Raw genomic sequence first — 17,767 nt, 5'->3', positions numbered from 1 at the left:
ATGGTTTGTTCAATCACAGGAGAGGTGGCTATGTTGGAATATTTATTACTCATTGATATGCAAGATACGCTTGAGAAAAAAGGGTTTTTGCTCAATGAATTTGACTTCATTATCGATGAAAATTCTTTTAATGAGTTCAATACAAGACAGAGTACTAATTACACTCTCGAAGAATTCCAAAAAGCTGTAAATATTTGCCTGACTAACCGATGGATTAGCCAATCTTATATCGCCGATGATGACCGTTTCAAATTAACGACAACAGGATCAGGGGTCGCAAAATCTAAACGTAGCTCTAACCAACTTGAAGCAAAAAAAACGCCACTTAAAAGAGCGGCGGAGAAACTTGAAGATTCGGTGATACCTTATTGGGTTAACTTAATCTGGGGTGTAGGCGGGGCAATTGTTGGTTTTATTGCTGGGCGTATTTCTTAACTTAAATCTTCTTAATATTAATGGTGACGATAATGAGTGATACCCGAACTTTTAATGTGAAATGTCTTTTCTGTCATCAGCCTTTAGAGCGTGAAAAAGGCAAAGATATTGAGCATGGCGAATTAGTAAAATGCAGTGACTGCGGAGAGCTCAACGACCTAGACAGTGCGGTTGAGGTTACCAAAGAAGAAGCTGTAACAGCTGTTAAGAATGAGTTTAGAAGGATGGTTGCTGATAGTTTAAAAGGCTTAAAGGGTTTTAAGCTCAAATAAGTTTGAGAAGAAGGGCCCTGAGGCCCTTCTTTTACCTGATTTCCAGATCCGGAATAATCACTTTGGGATTGAAGACAACCCGATAATGATAGGGACTCGCCTCAATAGGTGTTGTTTGCTCCATGAACCAAGTAACGTTGTCAGATAGACCTAGCATGTGCTTTTTATACTGATTAGGTCCAACCTTGCACACTACCCCCAGAGTTTTATCAGTGCTGGTATTATCCTTTGAGCATAATCTCTCAATAGTCAGCAAATAGCCACCGGTGATCCCGTTGTAGAAAACGAAACGGCGTTCTACCTCAAAATTATCTGAAGCCGTAGATAAATTACGGCTGGCCGTATCGCTGGCGCTATCACAACCGGCTAACGCCAGAACGCCAAGTAGTAATATTTTACGCAGAATCATGCTCAGCCTCGCTACATTCTAAGCTGGTGGCCATAACGGGTAATGGTTGGAAATCAGCAACGCGGTCCTGCAGTGCTAATTGATAAGAAACCATAGCCAGTAGCTTTATCGGCTACTTATCGCGCTAAATCAGTATGCGGTATTTGCTTAATTCTTTTACGGTTTGCGCCATACCTTGCCTTAGCAGCGCTTCTAAATATTCATCAACCGACACGGGCGGTTTTCGTAAACTACTGCGCTGTGTAGTTGCGGCCGAAAGCACAAGTGCTCTATTTAAATCGAATAAATCCATAACAAAATCGTCAGGATGTAATGCTTCGATACCAAAGGCATTAAGAGCAGGTGCCGGAAAATCTCTAAGATTCAGCGTCACAATGATTTCAGCATTACTACGGACAGCAGCTGCGGCAACATGCCGATCATCTACATCAGGTAAGTCAATGCTATCAATCAGAGGCTCAAATCCGGTAACTAACGCATCGGGTAAATCGCCGGTTTTAACCCAATTGGTCAATGACACATTCACCGGGGTATTAAGTTGTACAGGAACACAAGGGAAGGAACCGATGGTACCCCTAAGTAGGGCTGTAACGTTCTCAGCAGCCCGTGGACTAGAGCTATTAACCATTACAAGCTTTGCCTTAACATCTAACCAGATAAACGTCCTGGTGGCCTTTGGCAGCGTTTTTGGCAGCAACTCATGCTTTATATTGTCCTTAATGGTCGCAATCTCAGTCTTCTTCAGCTTCCTATTTAACTTTTGCTCCTGGTCGTGCATCTTTTCATCAACATATTCTTTCAACGTAGAGGCTGGGATATTTTTCTTTTCTGTCTTATAACTCAGCAAGACTAGTCCATTGGCATGGTGCGTGAACGCTTCGAACTCATCGCCCATTGGCGGTACCCAGCCCGTTTTAGATACATCATGAGGTCCACAAGGCGTAAACACACGCTTCTTGGCCAGCTCTTCCAAATTCGTTAGATCGATGTCATTAGTAAGGCGATAAAGCACAATGTTACTTACGTTAAAGGGTGTCAGCATGATGAGTCCTAATACGAGTCATTTATCAATTTAGGGAGTCACTGGGATGTGGTACGCAATTAGCTCCGGTGCATGTTTTGCTTTTCCAACATCCACACCGACTCTTCTACGTACAGACAAATAACTCTGGCTAAAATCTGAATAGAGCAAGCGCATATCTTCATTGTCATGTGAAGATGCAACAACACAGATATTCTGAGCGGATAGTTCTTTTAGCTTAGCCACCAGCTCTTGTTGCTCTTTCATTGTAAAACCATTGGTATGGTATGACGTAAATTTCTTTTCATTCACATACGGTGGATCACAATAGACCACATCACCTTCCCTGGCTAAAGAAAGCGTATCTTGAAACCTACCACAAAGGATAGTGGTAGACTTTAGTTTCTCATGGAGTGCGTAAATTTCCTTTTCTGGAAAATAGGGGGACTTATAGTTACCGTATGGCGTATTAAAGAAACCCTTGGACTTGTTATAACGACATAATCCCCGATAACCATGGCGGTTTAAATATAAAAAAATTGCTGATTTTGTCAGTAAATCACCACTGCTCAGATTGAAAACATCTCTTAAGCTATAATAATCTATCTCATTATTATTATCATGAAATAGACATTGGCTTATGGAAATGAATCGTTCTGGTTCGATCTTAATACTCTGATAGAGAGCAATTAGGTCCGGGTTAATATCGGCAATAATATAGTGTTCAAAGTCAGTGTTCATCATCACTGAGCAGGAACCTGCGAATGGCTCAATCAAACGTTTCCCTTCAGGGATAACTTTCTTTATCTCATCAATAATGGTTGCTTTCCCCCCCAACCATTTTAAAACTGTGCTCATATACCCCCCACGGATACTCAAAGGTTACGATTTCATCTGTAATGCAGGTTTTTGTTTTCTCCACACCGAGATAACCATTGAATGTTACCACTGGTTTTATTATGTCAAATGCTGTCTAACGAAAGACTCTCTTAAAAGAAGGTAGGGTATCAATCATTCCTGTCCCATAGTATTTACTCAACAATCGTGTATCCAGAATGGTTACGGCACCTTTATCCGTTTCTGTTCGGATCAATCTTCCTACTGATTGAATCAACTTAATACAAGCATTAGGTACCGATATTTCAGTGAACGTATTACGATTAACCGATTTCATCCATTCGGTTAAAGTTGCACTCACCGGATCTGTTGGGACCATGAAAGGCAGCTTAGAAATGATAACGTTATTGCAGTAATCTCCAGGTAAGTCTACGCCTTCGGAAAAGCTAGATAAGCCAAAAATTACACTTTGCTGTCCACTATCAATCCTATTTTTATGTCGATTGATAATTTCATTTTTCGGGTACATAGACTGAACAAGAACATTTTCTTTTAAGTCTTCAGGCATCATATCGAACACTTCATGCATCTGCTTTTTTGATGTGAAAAGTACTAAGCAGCCTTTTAAACGAAACGCTAACTTGGGGATCATGGCCCCTATCTCTTGAGTGTGGCCTTCTACATTTGTAGGGTCATACTTCATTTTAGGTATGAATAACACGCCATTTTCGTGATAGTTGAAGGGGCTACGGGCATGAAGTGTTTTAGCAATACCAGTTAAGCCGGATAATGCAAGGTAAGAATCAAAATTACCCATCGTTCTGAGCGTTGCGGAAGTGATAACCGAAGCAAATGCCTGTTTCCATATGTGTGTATGGAGAGTCTCAGCTGCATGAATGGGACTTGCGTTAATGATCACCTCATTCTTTGAATCCTGTAAGACATCAATCCAACGAGCTATAGGCATTTCTTTTTGCTCTTTATCGCTTACCTCACTAAACAAGGTCCAGGCTCTCAAATAGTCGCTATAACGATTCTCTAACTCGCTAGTAATGAGTTTGTGCTCAGCTTTCTCACTATTTTCGGCCTTGTCGATTAACTCATTTAGTTCAGCGATGATTTTCAATATGGCTTTTAAACTGAGTTTGACAGGTAGGATATTATTCACCAACTCAGCTGGTGGTTTACCTTTAGGGAAAACAGTCGTCCCTTTATTTTCATGTCGTGTAGTAAAGCCTATATTTTTGAGCATGAAGTCTTTTAAAAATTCACTCTCTTTCTTCAGATCTGCAACTGAATTATTCAGTCGGTTAACCTTCACCAAAACGTTATCATCATAGGCTTCAACTAGTGGAATGCACATATCGATAACTTCAGTCGATAACTTAAGCATTGAATCAACGGAACATGAACGAGAGAAGTGTGATAAGGCTTTTTCTGTTAGGTGGTGGCCTTCATCAAAAACATAAATAGACTCAGAGGGAGAAGGTAGAATGACACCGCCTCCCAATGATAAATCGGAAAACAACATGTCATGGTTCGTAATAATCACATCAACGTTATCAAGCTCACTCCGCGCCTTGAAAAATGGGCAATTATCGTAATAAGGACAGTCCTGATTTAGACACTGGCCAGACTTAGCGTTTACTCTTTGCCATACGTCCTCATCAATATGGCTAGGATAATAATCTTTATCACCATTCCATGATTTATTATCAAAATGCTGCAGCAGTATATCAACCGAAGCATCTTGAAAACCAAATAAAGACATACTTCTTTCACTGTCCTTGTCTGCTCGTAATTTGCAGAAATACCGGCCTTTTCCTTTAGCAATATCATAGGTGAAATCCAGACCTGAGTTTTTCCTTATATCAGGAAAATCTTTAATAATGATTTGCTCTTGCAGCGCAACAGTCGCGGTCGCAATGATCAAAGACTTCTTCTTTTCTTTGGCTAAAGATATAAGGGGGAGGGAATATGCCACAGTCTTCCCTGTGCCGGTACCAGCTTCAATAACGGCTACAGCAGGGGGGCTACTTCTCAAATTATTCTTATCGACCGTAATATCGTTAATTAACTGATAGCATGCATTCATCATCGATACCTGGCCATCTCTCTTTTTTAGTCCTTTTGAACTGAGAAAGGTCGTATAGGAACGCTCAATGATCGCGCTAACAGAATCCGATTTACTGCTCATAACAAATGCCCCCTTAGAAAGTTATGGCCAATTTATCATGTTTACTGAGATACCGAATAATGGGGGTCTAAAACGGGAACGTGGCATCGAATAAAACTTGTTTTGTGAAGATGCCAGGTTGAGCAAGCCAAAGGCGCGCAAGTGGTCTTAGCTATTCGACCCCATGAAGAATTGAGTACAATAGGGATAACCAAGGGGGAAAAATGAAATTCAATGTCATCGGTTTGTTATTCGCGCTTTCATTTCAGGTTTATGCGCAAAATCCACAGTATTGTGGTGGTTCTGAGATAACATCTTCTGTACAAGCTACTGAACAGAGTAAAATAGCTCAACGCAGCCCTAGTTCTCTTCAAGAGCGTATGAACTCTCTTTCTAACCATCCTGAATCATCACAGCCGGTGGCTTGTAATTCAGATATTCAACCGGCTCAGGGAAAGAATGCAGTCACTTTTGATACGGAACATGTTAAACGGACACCTTATTGTGTTTATGCGAGTCTGATTTATGGTAATGGTGCGGTCGTTAGTGACAAGAAAGGCACGGAACTACGATGCAATGTTACGGTAGATAAAGAGGGGTGGCACAGTGCTACTTGGGTACCTCTTAAATAGATATAGCTTAACGGGGGAGGCTAAAAGTCTTCCCCAGCATCCACATCAAAACCAAGTCTAGTTTTAAACATCCAAGTATCGCCGTGAATATTATCTCTTACGTAGGTTAATAGGGCGAGAAGGGTATCAAAGTATTCTGCCTTTCTTGTACCGTATTGGATATGTACAAGAGTAATAAAGCCCATGTCTATGTGTTGCCTTATCTGTAAGCAAAAGCTCTCTGGGGAAGCGTGATTAAGGAAAATAGTTCTTTCATAGTTATCTAAAGGGACTATATGAGGCAGGATATAATTTAAGGATTCTGATAGAAAGGTAAGGTGATTGTTTGTATCGGTGTGATATACGGCGACTCCAACAATACGCTGATTAGTAATTTCGCTATGGCCACAAGTATAAAGGCCTATCTTTTCTAGTTCGTCATGACAACGTTTATCAATGATATGGCTATTACTTAAAGGGTTCATCAATAAGTATGACCATTCCGGCTCACCGTCACCCCACCGTTCAATCATTAACTGGTCCCGCTGCATACGGTACTCATACAACTCATTATCAAGTTTATCTTCGATGGCTTTTTCATGGGCGACCTTTTCCTGCTGTCTACGCAGAGAGGCAGCTTTAGTCGCTATTGCACTATTAGCTATAAGAAGCTTGGTTTCACGTATGCCAGCTAGATTAGCTTCTAATTCAGAGTCCACTCATAAACCTATAAAATCAAAAGGCCACCGGCGTGGCCTTGAGTTAAGGATTAACCCGCATTAAATTGACCGTTCATTACCCTCTGTGAGCGATCAATCCAGTTTTGAGAGTCCTGACAGTCTACGTTAGCTTCGAGGACCTGGCGAGCTGTTGAGTAGACCGGACTCGCGTACCCACCACGGGATTGAAGCACCATACGAATACCATTTAGGTAGCCATAAATAGGGTCCCCGGCAATCACCGTATTAACTGTATTTTTAGTTCTACAAAACTGAGTGCGCATTTGAGCTACATCCGAAGCAACTTTTACGCAATCAGGACATCCGCGCTTATAGGCTTCTAACGTTTCTGGTGTTTCTCCGGCAATTCGGTCTGGTTTAATCAGCGAATAGTTATCAGTTTGAGGCTGACGAGAGAACATCGTCATATTAGCAAACGTTAAGGAGCTGCTTAACAGCATTGTCATTGCCCCACCAGCAATGAACATTTTTTGCAATCGTACTTTCATGAACCCACCTTTCATGTTTAAAGCGATGTTATATTTTATCTGAGTTTCTAACTAATCAAAATTCACAGTTAGTTTACATGACATTATCAACTTGAAGTAGTACATTATTCATAATGCATATGATTAGTGATGGATATGAACTCTACACAGCAGAAATCAAGAATCTCATCAGTACAAAAGAGCGTTCTTATTACGTTATACGCACTATCGTTGAAACGAAACTCTCCAGTACTAGTTAAGAATATCAGGCGAATTATTAACGTAGATCGCAATAATAATGGCTTTGCTGCTCTTGCGGAAAGTAACTTCTCAGTATCGTGCAAATCTCTCTTTAAAAAAGGTCTTTTACATAAATTCCGTGATGAAAGATTACAGGTCGCATATCTTCTTACGGATGAAGGCGTGTTCAAGGCCGAGGAATTCTATGAAGAGTTACAGGATCAAGGTAGGGGTAATTAAGAGGGCAATGCCAAACTGGATTAACCAGCTTGGCATAAGGAATTATTGAATTAAGAAATCGTCTAAGCTTGCTCCAGCTTCGATTTTTTCAGCAATAGCTTTTGGGGTACGGCCTTGGCCGGTCCAATACTTAGTGCGTCCTTTATCATCAGTGTACTGGTACTTTTGTTCTCTTGATGCTTTTGCTTTCAATACGCCATTGCCAGATGCAACACCGTAAAGCTCTTCAGCACTAACACCCATAGAGTTCATAATCTCAAGAACTTCTTTAATACTTTCGGCCTTTTCTGCTCTTGCCTGTTCTTCGAGTTTGATCTCTTCTTTTTTCTCATTAATGACAGTCGTTAGTTTTCCTAATGCATCTTCTAACCAGGATAATTCACTTTCACGTGCTAAAACACGGAGGGAGCGAATATTAGATAAAGTTGCTTTGGTATTTTCAATAGACATGGCTTACCTCAATTTTTATTTTACGTATTTCCAAACTTCAGCTGGCACTTTATCGTACAGCTTACCCATCGTGATCTCTGCTCTGCGGTGATCGGCAGCGGTCATGAGTTTAAACTGTTCGGGACCATCGAGTTTTGGTAATGCATTTTCATAGACTTTTTCAAGCGTATCGATAGAGCTGCAACGTCTAAGCCTTAAAAGCCAATCCGTTTGGTTTTGATTTAACATATCGATAACTGCTCCAGATTTTTAAATATTTAAGTAGATATTTAATATAGCTTTGCAAATCGAATCTACTCCATTTTTATCAGTATGTATTGTCTTTTGGTAACAGATTTTTCATATCTTTACCATTTCATTTCAAACTGGTTTGAAACTAATCACTATTGACTAGTAATGGTGCAAAATTGCCAAAAAAAAAACCCCTTAAAAGGAGGTTACATATGTTTAATGTATGTGAAATCGTTTAGAACTAGAAGGGGATGGAATCGTTCCACCCATTGTATTGATTATTATCCTGTGGTTGTTGCTGAGCTTGATACTCTTGTGGTTGAGGATTAACAGGAGGGGTGTTGCTAGGTTCGTTCTGAGAATTTTTTTGATCAGTATCGTGATTTTTTTCAAGAGGACGGCTGATTAACTTGATTAAACCAAACCCTGATTTAACTTGTACTTCTGTGATGTACTGCTCAACATTCTGGTCATTAACCCATTTACGGGTTTTTAATTGACCTTCGATTAATACTGAGTACCCTGATTTGATATTGTTAGCAACATATTCAGCTGCTCGACCAAACACAACAACGCGATGCCAATCTGTCACTTCTTTAAACTGTTGGGTTTCTTTATCCTTCCAACGGTCCGATGTAGCGATATTGAGGGTAGCAATAGGGGACTTATCTTGTGTGTAACGTATCACAGGGTCTTGGCCTAAACGACCAATCAATGTAACGCTATTATGAGTGCTTAATGACATGTGAGTTTCCTTTAGTCTGCTAATACCTAATGCATATTTTACAGCTCAATGCAGTTAGCCGAATGCCTTAAGATAAATTTATCACATTCATTTAGTTTCGTTTAAGTAATGTTTCTAATGCTTCGAGTATGTGTGGTGGGCAGGGCTTAAATCCAGTAAAAGTATCTTTTATGTATGTTAGTTCTGATAGGGTCCCCATGCTATCAATATAATACAATTGCCTTATGCGTAATCCTCCCTTTAATGTTCTATTTAGATATGGAATGATGTTATCTGCATCATTTGTTACTGACATATGATGATCTTCACCTTCATCTTTAATCAAAACGAAAGTGTCGTAATCAAAAACAATTGAGAACTTGGATTTTACTGTCATATTGCCCCCATTAACTAATCAGAATTCCGCTTTAAGCTTTTAAAATCGTCACTACCATATTTATTAAAATACTCGGTAAAGCTTTTATCGCTTTCACTCGTTGCTTTTTCCGCAGCTTTATTTGCCTTTGCCATATCCCTATCTGCAAGCTTTTTACTGAGTTCCATATACTTAGAGACATTATCAGCGTTTGGGTCCTGAATAACTGCTTGATAGGCTTTCTGATACCGTTCATCGAGGCTCATTCCAAACGTACAACCGGACAGTAGATAGCAGGGCAAGATAATCAATAGAAGTCTTTTCATTTGTGCTGGTTCCATAGGTCCACCACCTCCATTATCGATGGTCTTGGTACCGGAGCTATCCATTCACAGCAGGTTAGCCAAAATCGATTGAATTTATACGGATGGTTAGTAGCAAACACATCACCGTTATCCGGGTCAATTTTATTCCCGGCTAATGTAGGCTTCCCACTGCAAAAAGGGCATTCTTTTACAAGGTGATCAATTTTTTGCACGACCGGGAAGCTATCATTACCCAATTCCTTTGGGTCGTAGTGCTCAGCTTCCCGCCATCGAGTTCCTTCAGGGATCACCAGAAATTCATCATCAAGAAAATATTCAAATGTCGGAAAGATAACAGTATGAACGCCGTGCCTACGCATCCGCACTTTGGCTAAAAATTCGATAGTCTCAGATGGCGCACATTCTAGGGGAACCCGGAAACGGTAAACACCTTCTTCCTGTGGAAGGCCAATACCTTGGGGCGATGTCTTACGCCAAAAACGAGTTATATTTTTAGTGATTGGTTGAGGTTTTTGGACATGTTGATTCATTTTGATTTCTTCCATTTCCAATTTGCATGCCCGATCAGTTGAATAGTCGCTTCCGGCTGGGAACCATTTTCAGTCTTCATTAGGATGATAAATGCATAAACTAAATTCCATACCAAAAGAACAGGAAGGAAAAGGGCTGGGACAATACTAACTGGCGTACTGAGTAAGAGCAAAATAGATAATGACGGGAATACGCACATCTGTAATACCTGGCCAGCAAAGTTGAGTACTATTCGTTGTATTACGCCCTGTTTCATTATTTTTTCATTACGAAACCGGTCCAGTACCATCAAGGCGACTACGTATACATAATGGCCCAGCACGATACTGAGAAGTATGTTGGTAGTCAGTAGTGATGAAAGTGCGTTGAATGCCATGCTATGTGGTACTGGATTATGATTAAGTAAACCCTCTAATACCCATAGCAAACCATGGCCGTGATAATTCCAGAACAGGATGCTCACGGCGTATACCCCATAACTGGTATACATCAGACCTTTATTCAATTCTTTATCAGCAAAGCAGCTGCACACGGTCGCTACGATAAAGAGATACATACCCAGGAAAAGTGTTGCTCTGGCCATCGCATCAGAATACCCCACCCCTGTTAAGGTTAGCCAAGACACTAAAAAGGCTACAAAACATAGGAGTGTTTTACATGTTGTATAACGACTTAGATAAAAAAACTTGAAGCTTTCCTTAAGGCATCGCTGAGCTTCAGGAAAGCTCATGATCATGTTCAATCGCATAAATACGCTCTCATTTAGTACGTATAAAATTTACTTGCCGGTTAGAGTACTGAATTCGCTTCAGCTTTATAAACGTGCTCTAGCCAACAAAAACTATTGATATTATTTAGTGCTGATTTTAACGAAATCTCGGAGGATGTCTTGGTAATCAGTACCGTATCCGAAGATAGATAACGGTATACACTGCAGTAGCCGGTACCCTGTAGAAAAACGTCTTGAAGTCGCTGCAGCAGCTCGATAATAGATAGGCTGAGTCCTGCTTGTAGGGTCACTATCACTGCCGGTGCTTTTTGAACGTTTAACCACTCTTGGAATATAAATTCGTTTACGTACATACCATTTAAAAATAGCGTATTACCATTGTACCTTGCGCGAATAGTTGCGCTTGGAGGGCTTTTTTCTACGCTATTATGAGGGTCTATACCAACTTCCCGCATTCTCTTTACCAGGCCTTTTTTACCGCAGGTTGAGTCCGGGCTACGTATAGTATCGAAACCATGGCTAGAAATATTCCAAATACTGCCATTGTTTTGCGCATAGACCCAAAATGGGGTGCAATAGCGTTTCGCTAAACGATCAGCACTAGATTTCGCCTCATCATAACTATCGTAATCAAGCTTTTCTTTCCTGCAGGTCCCATGTAGAAAACCAATATGTTCTTTTTTTAGTTGCTGTCCATCCGTGTTTAAGAACCGGACTTTATCGTTGCTGACGTGGCCATCAGACTCAAAACTCATCGAGTCGAGATTATGACTGCAACGGTACCATTCTGCTTTGGCTGAGTGATAGAAACTTGCCCGGCTAGTGATTTCATTTCTGAGCACTCTTCTCGCTTTACGTATCCGAGATTTGAAGCTATTCCTCTTCTGTATTGTCCCGTAGTCTAAAGATTGCATAGGTCCTCCAAGGGTCATAGAAAGGGCTATGCAGCCCATTTAGCTTTGTAGTTAAGATATGAGGCATTAGAATACCGTTCCTCAAAGTCCATGGCCTCAATTTCATTACGAATCGATGAAAAGAAACTGTCTAAGTGGACTTCATCATTATCACTACACAGCCTAATATGGTGATCACCTTCATGAACGGTAAATCCTCGTTTTTCATTTGAGAAGTTTGAATAATGAGATACCTCAATTCTCATATCACTTCCTTTTTGAATTCCTTTTTTCTTCAGATTTAAAGTACAGACAATAGTGAAAATAAAGCGGTCGTGATTATCTTTATGATCAAGGAAGAATTGGTATTTGTGTTGTTGACGGCATGAGGTCCCACGAATACCCCAAGAGGTATAATCGACCAGAACGCTTGCAATAATTGGGTTGCGGTTAGAGATATTGAATTTCTTTTTAAGATCATTGATGCTTTTCATTAAAGGACTCCTTAGTTGTGTTAGGACCATATTTCCACAGGAAAGGAGGGGGTCGAATAGGCTGTTCATTAATAATTAGTGGGATAAATCCTAATGTCAAAGGGCCATCACTAGCGATGGCCCTTGTTTTAATTAACTCTTAAAAATGGTTTACTATCGATAACCACAGAGAGGGTTGCTACATAAACTGAGAGCCTTTACGCTTACTGATAGCTTATAGAATCAAGAGCTGAAATTAAGGATAAAAGGTTAATAGAACGTACTATAGGTGATACCCAAAGCGTTTTCCCCGCTAGGCTCTTAAGTATAATTCGACTTGAACCCATACTGAGTGTTTCGATAGTTTGTTTACTAGTCGGCTCATTTAATTTTCTGATTTGGAATGTTTTTAGCTGTGCTTCAAGCTCAGAACGTTCAACGTCATTAACTAATGCAGCAGTAAATGCTCCAACAGCTGCTTCAAAGGCTATGTTGAGAGTTGTGATATTCATTATTATAAAAAACCCATATGGTGTGGATTATCTAAGCGATTAAAATCAAGTGTGCTCCATATAGGGGAACCTGAATTATGTGTATAGCCAACAGCTATGAGGCAATCGTGATAAAGGCTACGTTTATCTATTTCATCGACATTAAGAATATCGTGGATAGATTTTACGTCAAAGCTTAAGCTTTCATTACTAATAGTCACCATCATTTTAGAAAAAACATAGTCATTTAGTTTTTTATATTCGGTCGCAATATGTAAAACACCTAATGCGCTGACTGTATTTTCAATTATTTCCATTTTACATGTATTTCTCTTAAAACTCATAATGACCCCCTAGTGAGAAAGTAAACAATAACGACAAACTTCAAGCTCTTCCCTTTCCTCATTAGTGAGGAATTCACGAGCAGATTTGTGGGCAGTATTCCCACCAGACTCAATACAATTCTTAGCCCATAATCGCTGAGATTCGTTCATAAGATGTTTATAGCGATAGTAAATCTGAGTATCCGTAAACTTACTTTTATACTCTTCTATTTTATGTTGAAGTTCATTATTTCTTGTACTCATAGCATCTCCTTACCAAATATATGTAAACCTTAGCATAGGTTTTTATACGTCGAAGTTAACGAATGACATTAAGATAAATCCCTATAAATAAGTCCTAATTATTTAGGTTTTTACTATTCGACTTTCTGTAATCTATATTAATATAGATTCATACATTAGACAGGAGGCCATATGACAAGCTTAATAAGTAAAATTAATAATCAATTCACAAATTCAAACCATCCGACCATCCCATTACCACGCATTAATGTTGTGAAATCATATGGTAAATACCGGATTAGCTTTAATCCTAGTGTCGCTGATTTTGGTGTTCAAACAACGGCAATTGTTTTGGCAGGGGCAGTATTTTTCATTCTAAAAGGTGATCATGCTCTTGAGTTGGATGCTGTTGCAAAAGAGAATGGTTTAGAAGGTTGTATCGATTATTTTATCGCTCACAAAGAAGAAATCCACGAGAATAGTGAGCATGCTATGGCATGTCGATTGAAAGAGGATCTCTTTGAGCTTAACCCAATTGCTCTATCCGTAATGGGTGATGAATTGATGTGGAAGTTATTTCAAACATTTGCGTAATATAGAGGCCTCATTAGAGGCCTTTTTTAATTGAATAGTTACTCACTATAAGCCACCTCAATTGTCTCACCTTTAAAAACACCTATCACCTCATTCCTTGGTTTATCTTGGCGTTCTTTACGCAACTTACGGGCTTCATGATCATAGATACCTAGGGGTGTAATCTCTGGAACCCGTGCTTGGATAACGATAAAGGGCATTGCTGCTGCCACGGATTCGCGTATAGGTACTAAAGGATTTTCGTTATTGAAAAACATCATATTAGCTACAGGTTGAACCTTAACCTTTCGTCTAATACGCAACTGGTGTGCAGGGGTACGCATAATCTTATTTAGCATATCATGTAGAGATGGGATATTTTTAGTCTCGATAGGCTTACCACTGCTATCAGTCGTCATTCTTGTTAATAGTTCTGACTTATCCGGTGTATAAAGAGCTGTCTTATTTCGCCATGAAAAGCTCACGACAGAGAGATCGGCATCATTCCAATACCTGATATGCCTGTAAAGGTGTAACGTGTGAGCATCAGGGCATTGCGTGTGTAAGGCCTCATAACGCTCATTACGGGTAGTAAATTGCGTAACGATGTACCTCTCAATATCTGTTTTAAGCGTATTGATACGTTCAATGCATGCGACAAGACTATCGATCTCATCAGTTTCGTCAGGTGAGATATGGATAATCCCACTCGAACGCCTTGAGGCCTTCAGTGAATACTTGTCAATTATTCTTATGTCTTTCCACGCCTCTACAGCAGAATTTACGGCATTTTCACCCTTGAGTAATTCAGGTGTGATCAACATTTCTTCTAAGTTCTCTTCACCCCTGAGTGTTGGTGGGATTTTTGAAACAATACTGAGGCTACTGGCACTACTTTGAATAATTTCATCAACAACATTAAGTTCTGCTTCTATGGTAACGAATGCTTTTTTGATGTCCATAGTAGTACCTTGTTCTTTTTTTGCTCATAATGACAAACATCATATAATGGTTTTACGTTTTGAGAAAGACAGTATTGAAATCATTATTTTTGGCTTGTGTTCGTATGGTTAAAAAGTAGGTAGTATCAATAATAGTTGTTCATATCCAGTGCGGATTCAATCTGATAAATATAGAAAATAATTTTTAGACAATTGAGAATTGATAGCTTGATAAAGTCTTTAAAGGGAAGGTAAGCATAGGATCTGAAACCTATGCTGAATTATGAATTATGGGTTTTTGCTTTGTGCTAAAGATTTATGAAATTCAGATAAATTTACATTATGTTTATACAAACCAATACCCGATATTATCACCCCTAATAACATAACAACTACCGGATGTCCTTTACCTCTGATACCCAATGTTCTAGGAGCGAAAATAAAAAGTAATACCCCTACCACAAACATTATACCACCTGCATAAACCATCATTAAGTCCTCAATTAATTGTATGTCTGAATCTTTAGATAATAAGTTATCGGTTATATCATTATAAACTCTTGCTGACAATCGCCACACATCAGAACAATAGCTCCATGCTCTAGCTCAAACTCACCTCTATGATTATTATACGCACCACGCTCTACGAAAGCATCAGGATGTTCAGGCGCATTATCAATGTTTCTATTACCACCACAATTAGGACAATACATAAGAACCTCACTTAACTAGTACCATATTACCATGAGTATTAATACGGTCATGCATTACAGAATTAGCGACTAATACCCGTTTGTTTACTGAGAAAGCTTAAGCTATAGATATGGTCTGTCGAAGACTCATTTATCACTTTCTATTGCAGAACTGTCTCATAAAATGCGAGGTTCTTTCCCAATCTTTATTATGGATTGAGTTTCGCTGCTCAGTGAGTTTCAATAATGAAATCGATATGTTTAATTTCAAAAACGATATGAAATTGACTGACCTGATGTGTGACTCTTTTCTACATCGACCATGGAAGACGCTTTGAGTGTCTACGATGCCGACCATGGCAACTCGATCAGCCGATTTGGAACCCTAAACCCATTCTGATGTAAAAATAGTGAAAAAAATTTCAAATACTATAACTTTACATAATAAGGATTATATAAAGTTATGATATAGTTACTGGATAAATACACACTTGCGCCTTAGTGGGAACTATGGCAGGAATTTTTGGCGCGTCTACGCGAAAAGTTGGGGATAAAACCCCTGATAGCTCGAAATTTTTCACGTAGCGTTACCAATCGAAAATAGGACAAAAATTGAACCAACTGCCCGAAACTCACGAAGTAAACATGCCAGCACATCTTGCCCATATTACTGCTGAGGATGTGGCCCATAACTTACGTAACTTTTTACGGGATAACGAAGGTTATGCACCCAATACACTCGCAAGCCTAATGTCCGGTACCAAACTCTATGCCAACTGGTGTATCAGTAAAGGTTACACGTGGTTGCCCGTTAATCCTGATAACTGTCGTGAGTACCTAATATGGATGAAGAACGTTAAAGGGAACTCCATTAATACGGTTCGTTCGCGCCTATCCATGCTTAATATGCTGATGAAGGTATCCGGTTTGCCAGGTGTCAGTATGGAAAGCGTAGTCAGTCTAGGGATGAAGAAGCTTAACCGCATAGCTGCGACTAACGGTGAGCGTGTTGGGCAAGCGGTTCCATTTTATTTAGCCGACCTGCAGGTTGCCGATTACTTATACAAGCAATTGGGAACCTTAACCGCGATGCGCAATCGAGCTTTTTTATACGTTGCGTACAATACGATGCTCCGTATATCCGAAATCGCACGGCTACGTGTACGTGATGTTCAAATAAAAGGTGACAGTGTAACGTTATTTATTGCTTACACTAAGACGAATACCCTGACAGAAACCATAAAACAGCTCTCAAAGAAAACCGTTAATGCACTTTTCGAATGGTTAAAAATTTCTGGATTAGAACATCACCCGGACGCAATGATTTTCTCCCAGGTTTTCAAGAACGGAAAAGTGAGAGTCGCTGAAAAATCATTGAGTAATGTTGCGATTGAAAAAATATATAAAGACACCTGGGAACTGATGGGCCGGGAGGATGAACCTAAAAATAAAGGCAGATATAGCCAGTGGTCTGGCCATAGCTGTCGTGTGGGAGCTACTCTCGACCTTAGTATGAGCGGGGCAACTCTGCCTCAAATAATGGCTGAGGGTGGGTGGAAGAATACCGAAACAGCTATGCGCTATATGAGAAACACCGGTTCGGTGATCAGTGCTGTCACCAAGATGATGGACTAAGTACACCTTCTGCCTAAACTTCCTAGAAAGGTGACAGTCCTAACGAATAGAGTATTCAAAGAACTTGCTTATGATAAAGTACGTTTTCTTCTCAACACGGAAAAGTAGTAGAAGAAACCCACAACTAAAGTTGGTGTGTAGTAGTGTAATACGCTCAGCGCAGTAGTTTTACTTCTATCTAGGAAAAAATTGTACGTTCCTAATAATGAGTTACAAACGCACAGAACCAATACTAATGTGAATAAAATGGTAGCTATTCTCGTGGGCATTTTTCCCTCTATATTCTAGTCTGTAGAGTTATTTAAAGACTTCAGTAGTATCATACAAGAAGATCCACAATACTTTAATGTACTAGCGGCACATTAAGCTGAGAAATAGAAGCATTAAATAATGGAAAATAAAAGATTATCCGATGTTTTTTCTGGTGATGATTTAGATATGGTGAATCAAGATTTAGCTCAATCTGCTGATCTTATTGATTCATGGTTGGAGGGCGGCGAGATATACCCTAACTTATTAGGGTACATGGCTTACTTCTTTGAGTCATTGACTAGCAAGTTCCCTCAGTCTTAACTGATTTGGATTTATTTTCCGAAACTCAGCATATTTAACATAATAATGATTTAAGTACTTTTGTTGAGAGTCCAATTTGATAAGGAGATGCGGACGTTTTCCTGTGCTATTGAC

Annotated in this window: 26 protein-coding genes; 6 read left to right on the top strand and 20 right to left on the bottom strand. The window is 39.6% G+C overall.

The features are described 5' to 3' along the window. Positions 1-30 precede the first annotated feature (30 nt). Positions 31-435 (top strand): hypothetical protein, encoded by a 405-nt coding sequence (locus HGT70_RS14430; RefSeq protein WP_214196318.1) that lies wholly within the window; start codon positions 31-33, stop codon positions 433-435. A gap of 32 nt (positions 436-467) precedes the next feature. Then, entirely contained in the window at positions 468-707 is a 240-nt protein-coding gene (locus HGT70_RS14425) for a hypothetical protein (protein WP_214196317.1), read from the top strand. A gap of 31 nt (positions 708-738) precedes the next feature. On the opposite strand, the gene HGT70_RS14420 is transcribed toward HGT70_RS14425, so the two are convergent. The 4 genes from HGT70_RS14420 to dinG all read right to left on the bottom strand — a co-directional run bounded on the left by HGT70_RS14420 (position 739) and on the right by dinG (position 5,171). Beyond that, complete coding sequence (locus tag HGT70_RS14420) at positions 739-1,116, bottom strand: beta-sandwich lipoprotein (protein ID WP_244968955.1); 378 nt, start codon at positions 1,114-1,116, stop codon at positions 739-741. A gap of 124 nt (positions 1,117-1,240) precedes the next feature. Next, positions 1,241-2,158, bottom strand: a complete 918-nt coding sequence (gene rdgC, locus HGT70_RS14415; RefSeq protein ID WP_214196316.1) for a recombination-associated protein RdgC — start codon at positions 2,156-2,158, stop codon at positions 1,241-1,243. 30 nt (positions 2,159-2,188) lie between these two features. Continuing rightward, positions 2,189-2,995, bottom strand: coding sequence for a Dam family site-specific DNA-(adenine-N6)-methyltransferase (locus HGT70_RS14410; RefSeq protein WP_214196315.1), 807 nt, complete (start codon positions 2,993-2,995; stop codon positions 2,189-2,191). Positions 2,996-3,110: 115 nt separating this feature from the next. Next, positions 3,111-5,171 carry an ATP-dependent DNA helicase DinG gene (dinG, locus tag HGT70_RS14405; protein ID WP_214196314.1) on the bottom strand — a complete coding sequence of 687 codons (2,061 nt, stop codon included), beginning with the start codon at positions 5,169-5,171 and terminating at the stop codon, positions 3,111-3,113. Between the two features lie 203 nt (positions 5,172-5,374). Between dinG and HGT70_RS14400 the strand changes: the two genes are divergently transcribed. Next, entirely contained in the window at positions 5,375-5,782 is a 408-nt protein-coding gene (locus tag HGT70_RS14400) for a hypothetical protein (protein WP_214196313.1), read from the top strand. Positions 5,783-5,802: 20 nt separating this feature from the next. On the opposite strand, the gene HGT70_RS14395 is transcribed toward HGT70_RS14400, so the two are convergent. The 14 genes from HGT70_RS14395 to HGT70_RS14330 form a co-directional block, all read right to left on the bottom strand. Then, the gene (locus HGT70_RS14395; RefSeq protein ID WP_214196312.1) at positions 5,803-6,480 is read right to left on the bottom strand and encodes a hypothetical protein; all 678 of its coding nucleotides are present in this window, start codon (positions 6,478-6,480) and stop codon (positions 5,803-5,805) included. Positions 6,481-6,530: 50 nt separating this feature from the next. Further along, positions 6,531-6,989 (bottom strand): hypothetical protein, encoded by a 459-nt coding sequence (locus tag HGT70_RS14390; RefSeq protein ID WP_214196311.1) that lies wholly within the window; start codon positions 6,987-6,989, stop codon positions 6,531-6,533. A gap of 501 nt (positions 6,990-7,490) precedes the next feature. Further along, the gene (locus HGT70_RS14385; RefSeq protein ID WP_214196310.1) at positions 7,491-7,898 is read right to left on the bottom strand and encodes an H-NS family histone-like protein; all 408 of its coding nucleotides are present in this window, start codon (positions 7,896-7,898) and stop codon (positions 7,491-7,493) included. A 15-nt stretch (positions 7,899-7,913) separates the two neighbouring features. Then, positions 7,914-8,126, bottom strand: a complete 213-nt coding sequence (locus HGT70_RS14380; RefSeq protein WP_214196309.1) for an Hha/YmoA family nucleoid-associated regulatory protein — start codon at positions 8,124-8,126, stop codon at positions 7,914-7,916. A gap of 244 nt (positions 8,127-8,370) precedes the next feature. Further along, entirely contained in the window at positions 8,371-8,874 is a 504-nt protein-coding gene (gene ssb / locus HGT70_RS14375) for a single-stranded DNA-binding protein (RefSeq protein WP_214196308.1), read from the bottom strand. Between the two features lie 91 nt (positions 8,875-8,965). After that, positions 8,966-9,250, bottom strand: a complete 285-nt coding sequence (locus tag HGT70_RS14370) for a hypothetical protein (protein ID WP_214196307.1) — start codon at positions 9,248-9,250, stop codon at positions 8,966-8,968. A 14-nt stretch (positions 9,251-9,264) separates the two neighbouring features. Further along, positions 9,265-9,570 (bottom strand): hypothetical protein, encoded by a 306-nt coding sequence (locus HGT70_RS14365; RefSeq protein WP_214196390.1) that lies wholly within the window; start codon positions 9,568-9,570, stop codon positions 9,265-9,267. Then, the gene (locus HGT70_RS14360; RefSeq protein ID WP_244968954.1) at positions 9,552-10,085 is read right to left on the bottom strand and encodes a hypothetical protein; all 534 of its coding nucleotides are present in this window, start codon (positions 10,083-10,085) and stop codon (positions 9,552-9,554) included. The genes HGT70_RS14365 and HGT70_RS14360 overlap by 19 nt, the downstream gene beginning before the upstream one ends. Continuing rightward, positions 10,082-10,816: a hypothetical protein gene (locus HGT70_RS14355; protein WP_214196306.1), complete on the bottom strand. Its 735-nt coding sequence runs from the start codon at positions 10,814-10,816 to the stop codon at positions 10,082-10,084. The genes HGT70_RS14360 and HGT70_RS14355 overlap by 4 nt, the downstream gene beginning before the upstream one ends. A gap of 59 nt (positions 10,817-10,875) precedes the next feature. Continuing rightward, a complete protein-coding gene (locus HGT70_RS14350) occupies positions 10,876-11,658 on the bottom strand; it encodes a hypothetical protein (RefSeq protein WP_214196305.1) in 783 nt (260 codons plus the stop codon). A 98-nt stretch (positions 11,659-11,756) separates the two neighbouring features. Beyond that, a complete protein-coding gene (locus tag HGT70_RS14345) occupies positions 11,757-12,203 on the bottom strand; it encodes a hypothetical protein (protein WP_214196304.1) in 447 nt (148 codons plus the stop codon). A 203-nt stretch (positions 12,204-12,406) separates the two neighbouring features. Then, positions 12,407-12,694, bottom strand: coding sequence for a hypothetical protein (locus HGT70_RS14340; RefSeq protein ID WP_214196303.1), 288 nt, complete (start codon positions 12,692-12,694; stop codon positions 12,407-12,409). Positions 12,695-12,696: 2 nt separating this feature from the next. Further along, complete coding sequence (locus HGT70_RS14335; RefSeq protein WP_214196302.1) at positions 12,697-12,990, bottom strand: hypothetical protein; 294 nt, start codon at positions 12,988-12,990, stop codon at positions 12,697-12,699. A gap of 36 nt (positions 12,991-13,026) precedes the next feature. Next, positions 13,027-13,260 carry a hypothetical protein gene (locus HGT70_RS14330; RefSeq protein WP_214196301.1) on the bottom strand — a complete coding sequence of 78 codons (234 nt, stop codon included), beginning with the start codon at positions 13,258-13,260 and terminating at the stop codon, positions 13,027-13,029. A 171-nt stretch (positions 13,261-13,431) separates the two neighbouring features. Here HGT70_RS14330 and HGT70_RS14325 point away from each other — a divergent pair, with 171 nt between their 5' ends. Further along, positions 13,432-13,833, top strand: coding sequence for a hypothetical protein (locus HGT70_RS14325; RefSeq protein WP_214196300.1), 402 nt, complete (start codon positions 13,432-13,434; stop codon positions 13,831-13,833). Positions 13,834-13,871: 38 nt separating this feature from the next. Here the strand turns inward: HGT70_RS14325 and HGT70_RS14320 are convergent, their stop codons facing one another. Together HGT70_RS14320 and HGT70_RS14315 are read right to left on the bottom strand one after the other, a co-directional pair. Continuing rightward, positions 13,872-14,774: a DNA replication terminus site-binding protein gene (locus tag HGT70_RS14320; RefSeq protein WP_214196299.1), complete on the bottom strand. Its 903-nt coding sequence runs from the start codon at positions 14,772-14,774 to the stop codon at positions 13,872-13,874. 267 nt (positions 14,775-15,041) lie between these two features. Continuing rightward, positions 15,042-15,323 carry a hypothetical protein gene (locus HGT70_RS14315; protein WP_214196298.1) on the bottom strand — a complete coding sequence of 94 codons (282 nt, stop codon included), beginning with the start codon at positions 15,321-15,323 and terminating at the stop codon, positions 15,042-15,044. A gap of 767 nt (positions 15,324-16,090) precedes the next feature. Between HGT70_RS14315 and HGT70_RS14310 the strand changes: the two genes are divergently transcribed. Both HGT70_RS14310 and HGT70_RS14305 read left to right on the top strand, forming a co-directional pair. Next, complete coding sequence (locus tag HGT70_RS14310) at positions 16,091-17,080, top strand: tyrosine-type recombinase/integrase (protein WP_214196297.1); 990 nt, start codon at positions 16,091-16,093, stop codon at positions 17,078-17,080. 390 nt (positions 17,081-17,470) lie between these two features. Then, positions 17,471-17,653 (top strand): hypothetical protein, encoded by a 183-nt coding sequence (locus HGT70_RS14305; RefSeq protein ID WP_214196296.1) that lies wholly within the window; start codon positions 17,471-17,473, stop codon positions 17,651-17,653. Positions 17,654-17,767 lie beyond the last annotated feature (114 nt).

Source organism: Rosenbergiella collisarenosi, from assembly GCF_018494085.1.
GTDB classification, from domain to species: Bacteria; Pseudomonadota; Gammaproteobacteria; order Enterobacterales; family Enterobacteriaceae; genus Rosenbergiella; species Rosenbergiella collisarenosi.
The sequence above is the reverse complement of the archived record's forward strand: the minus strand, read 5'-3'. Positions and strand labels throughout refer to the sequence as shown.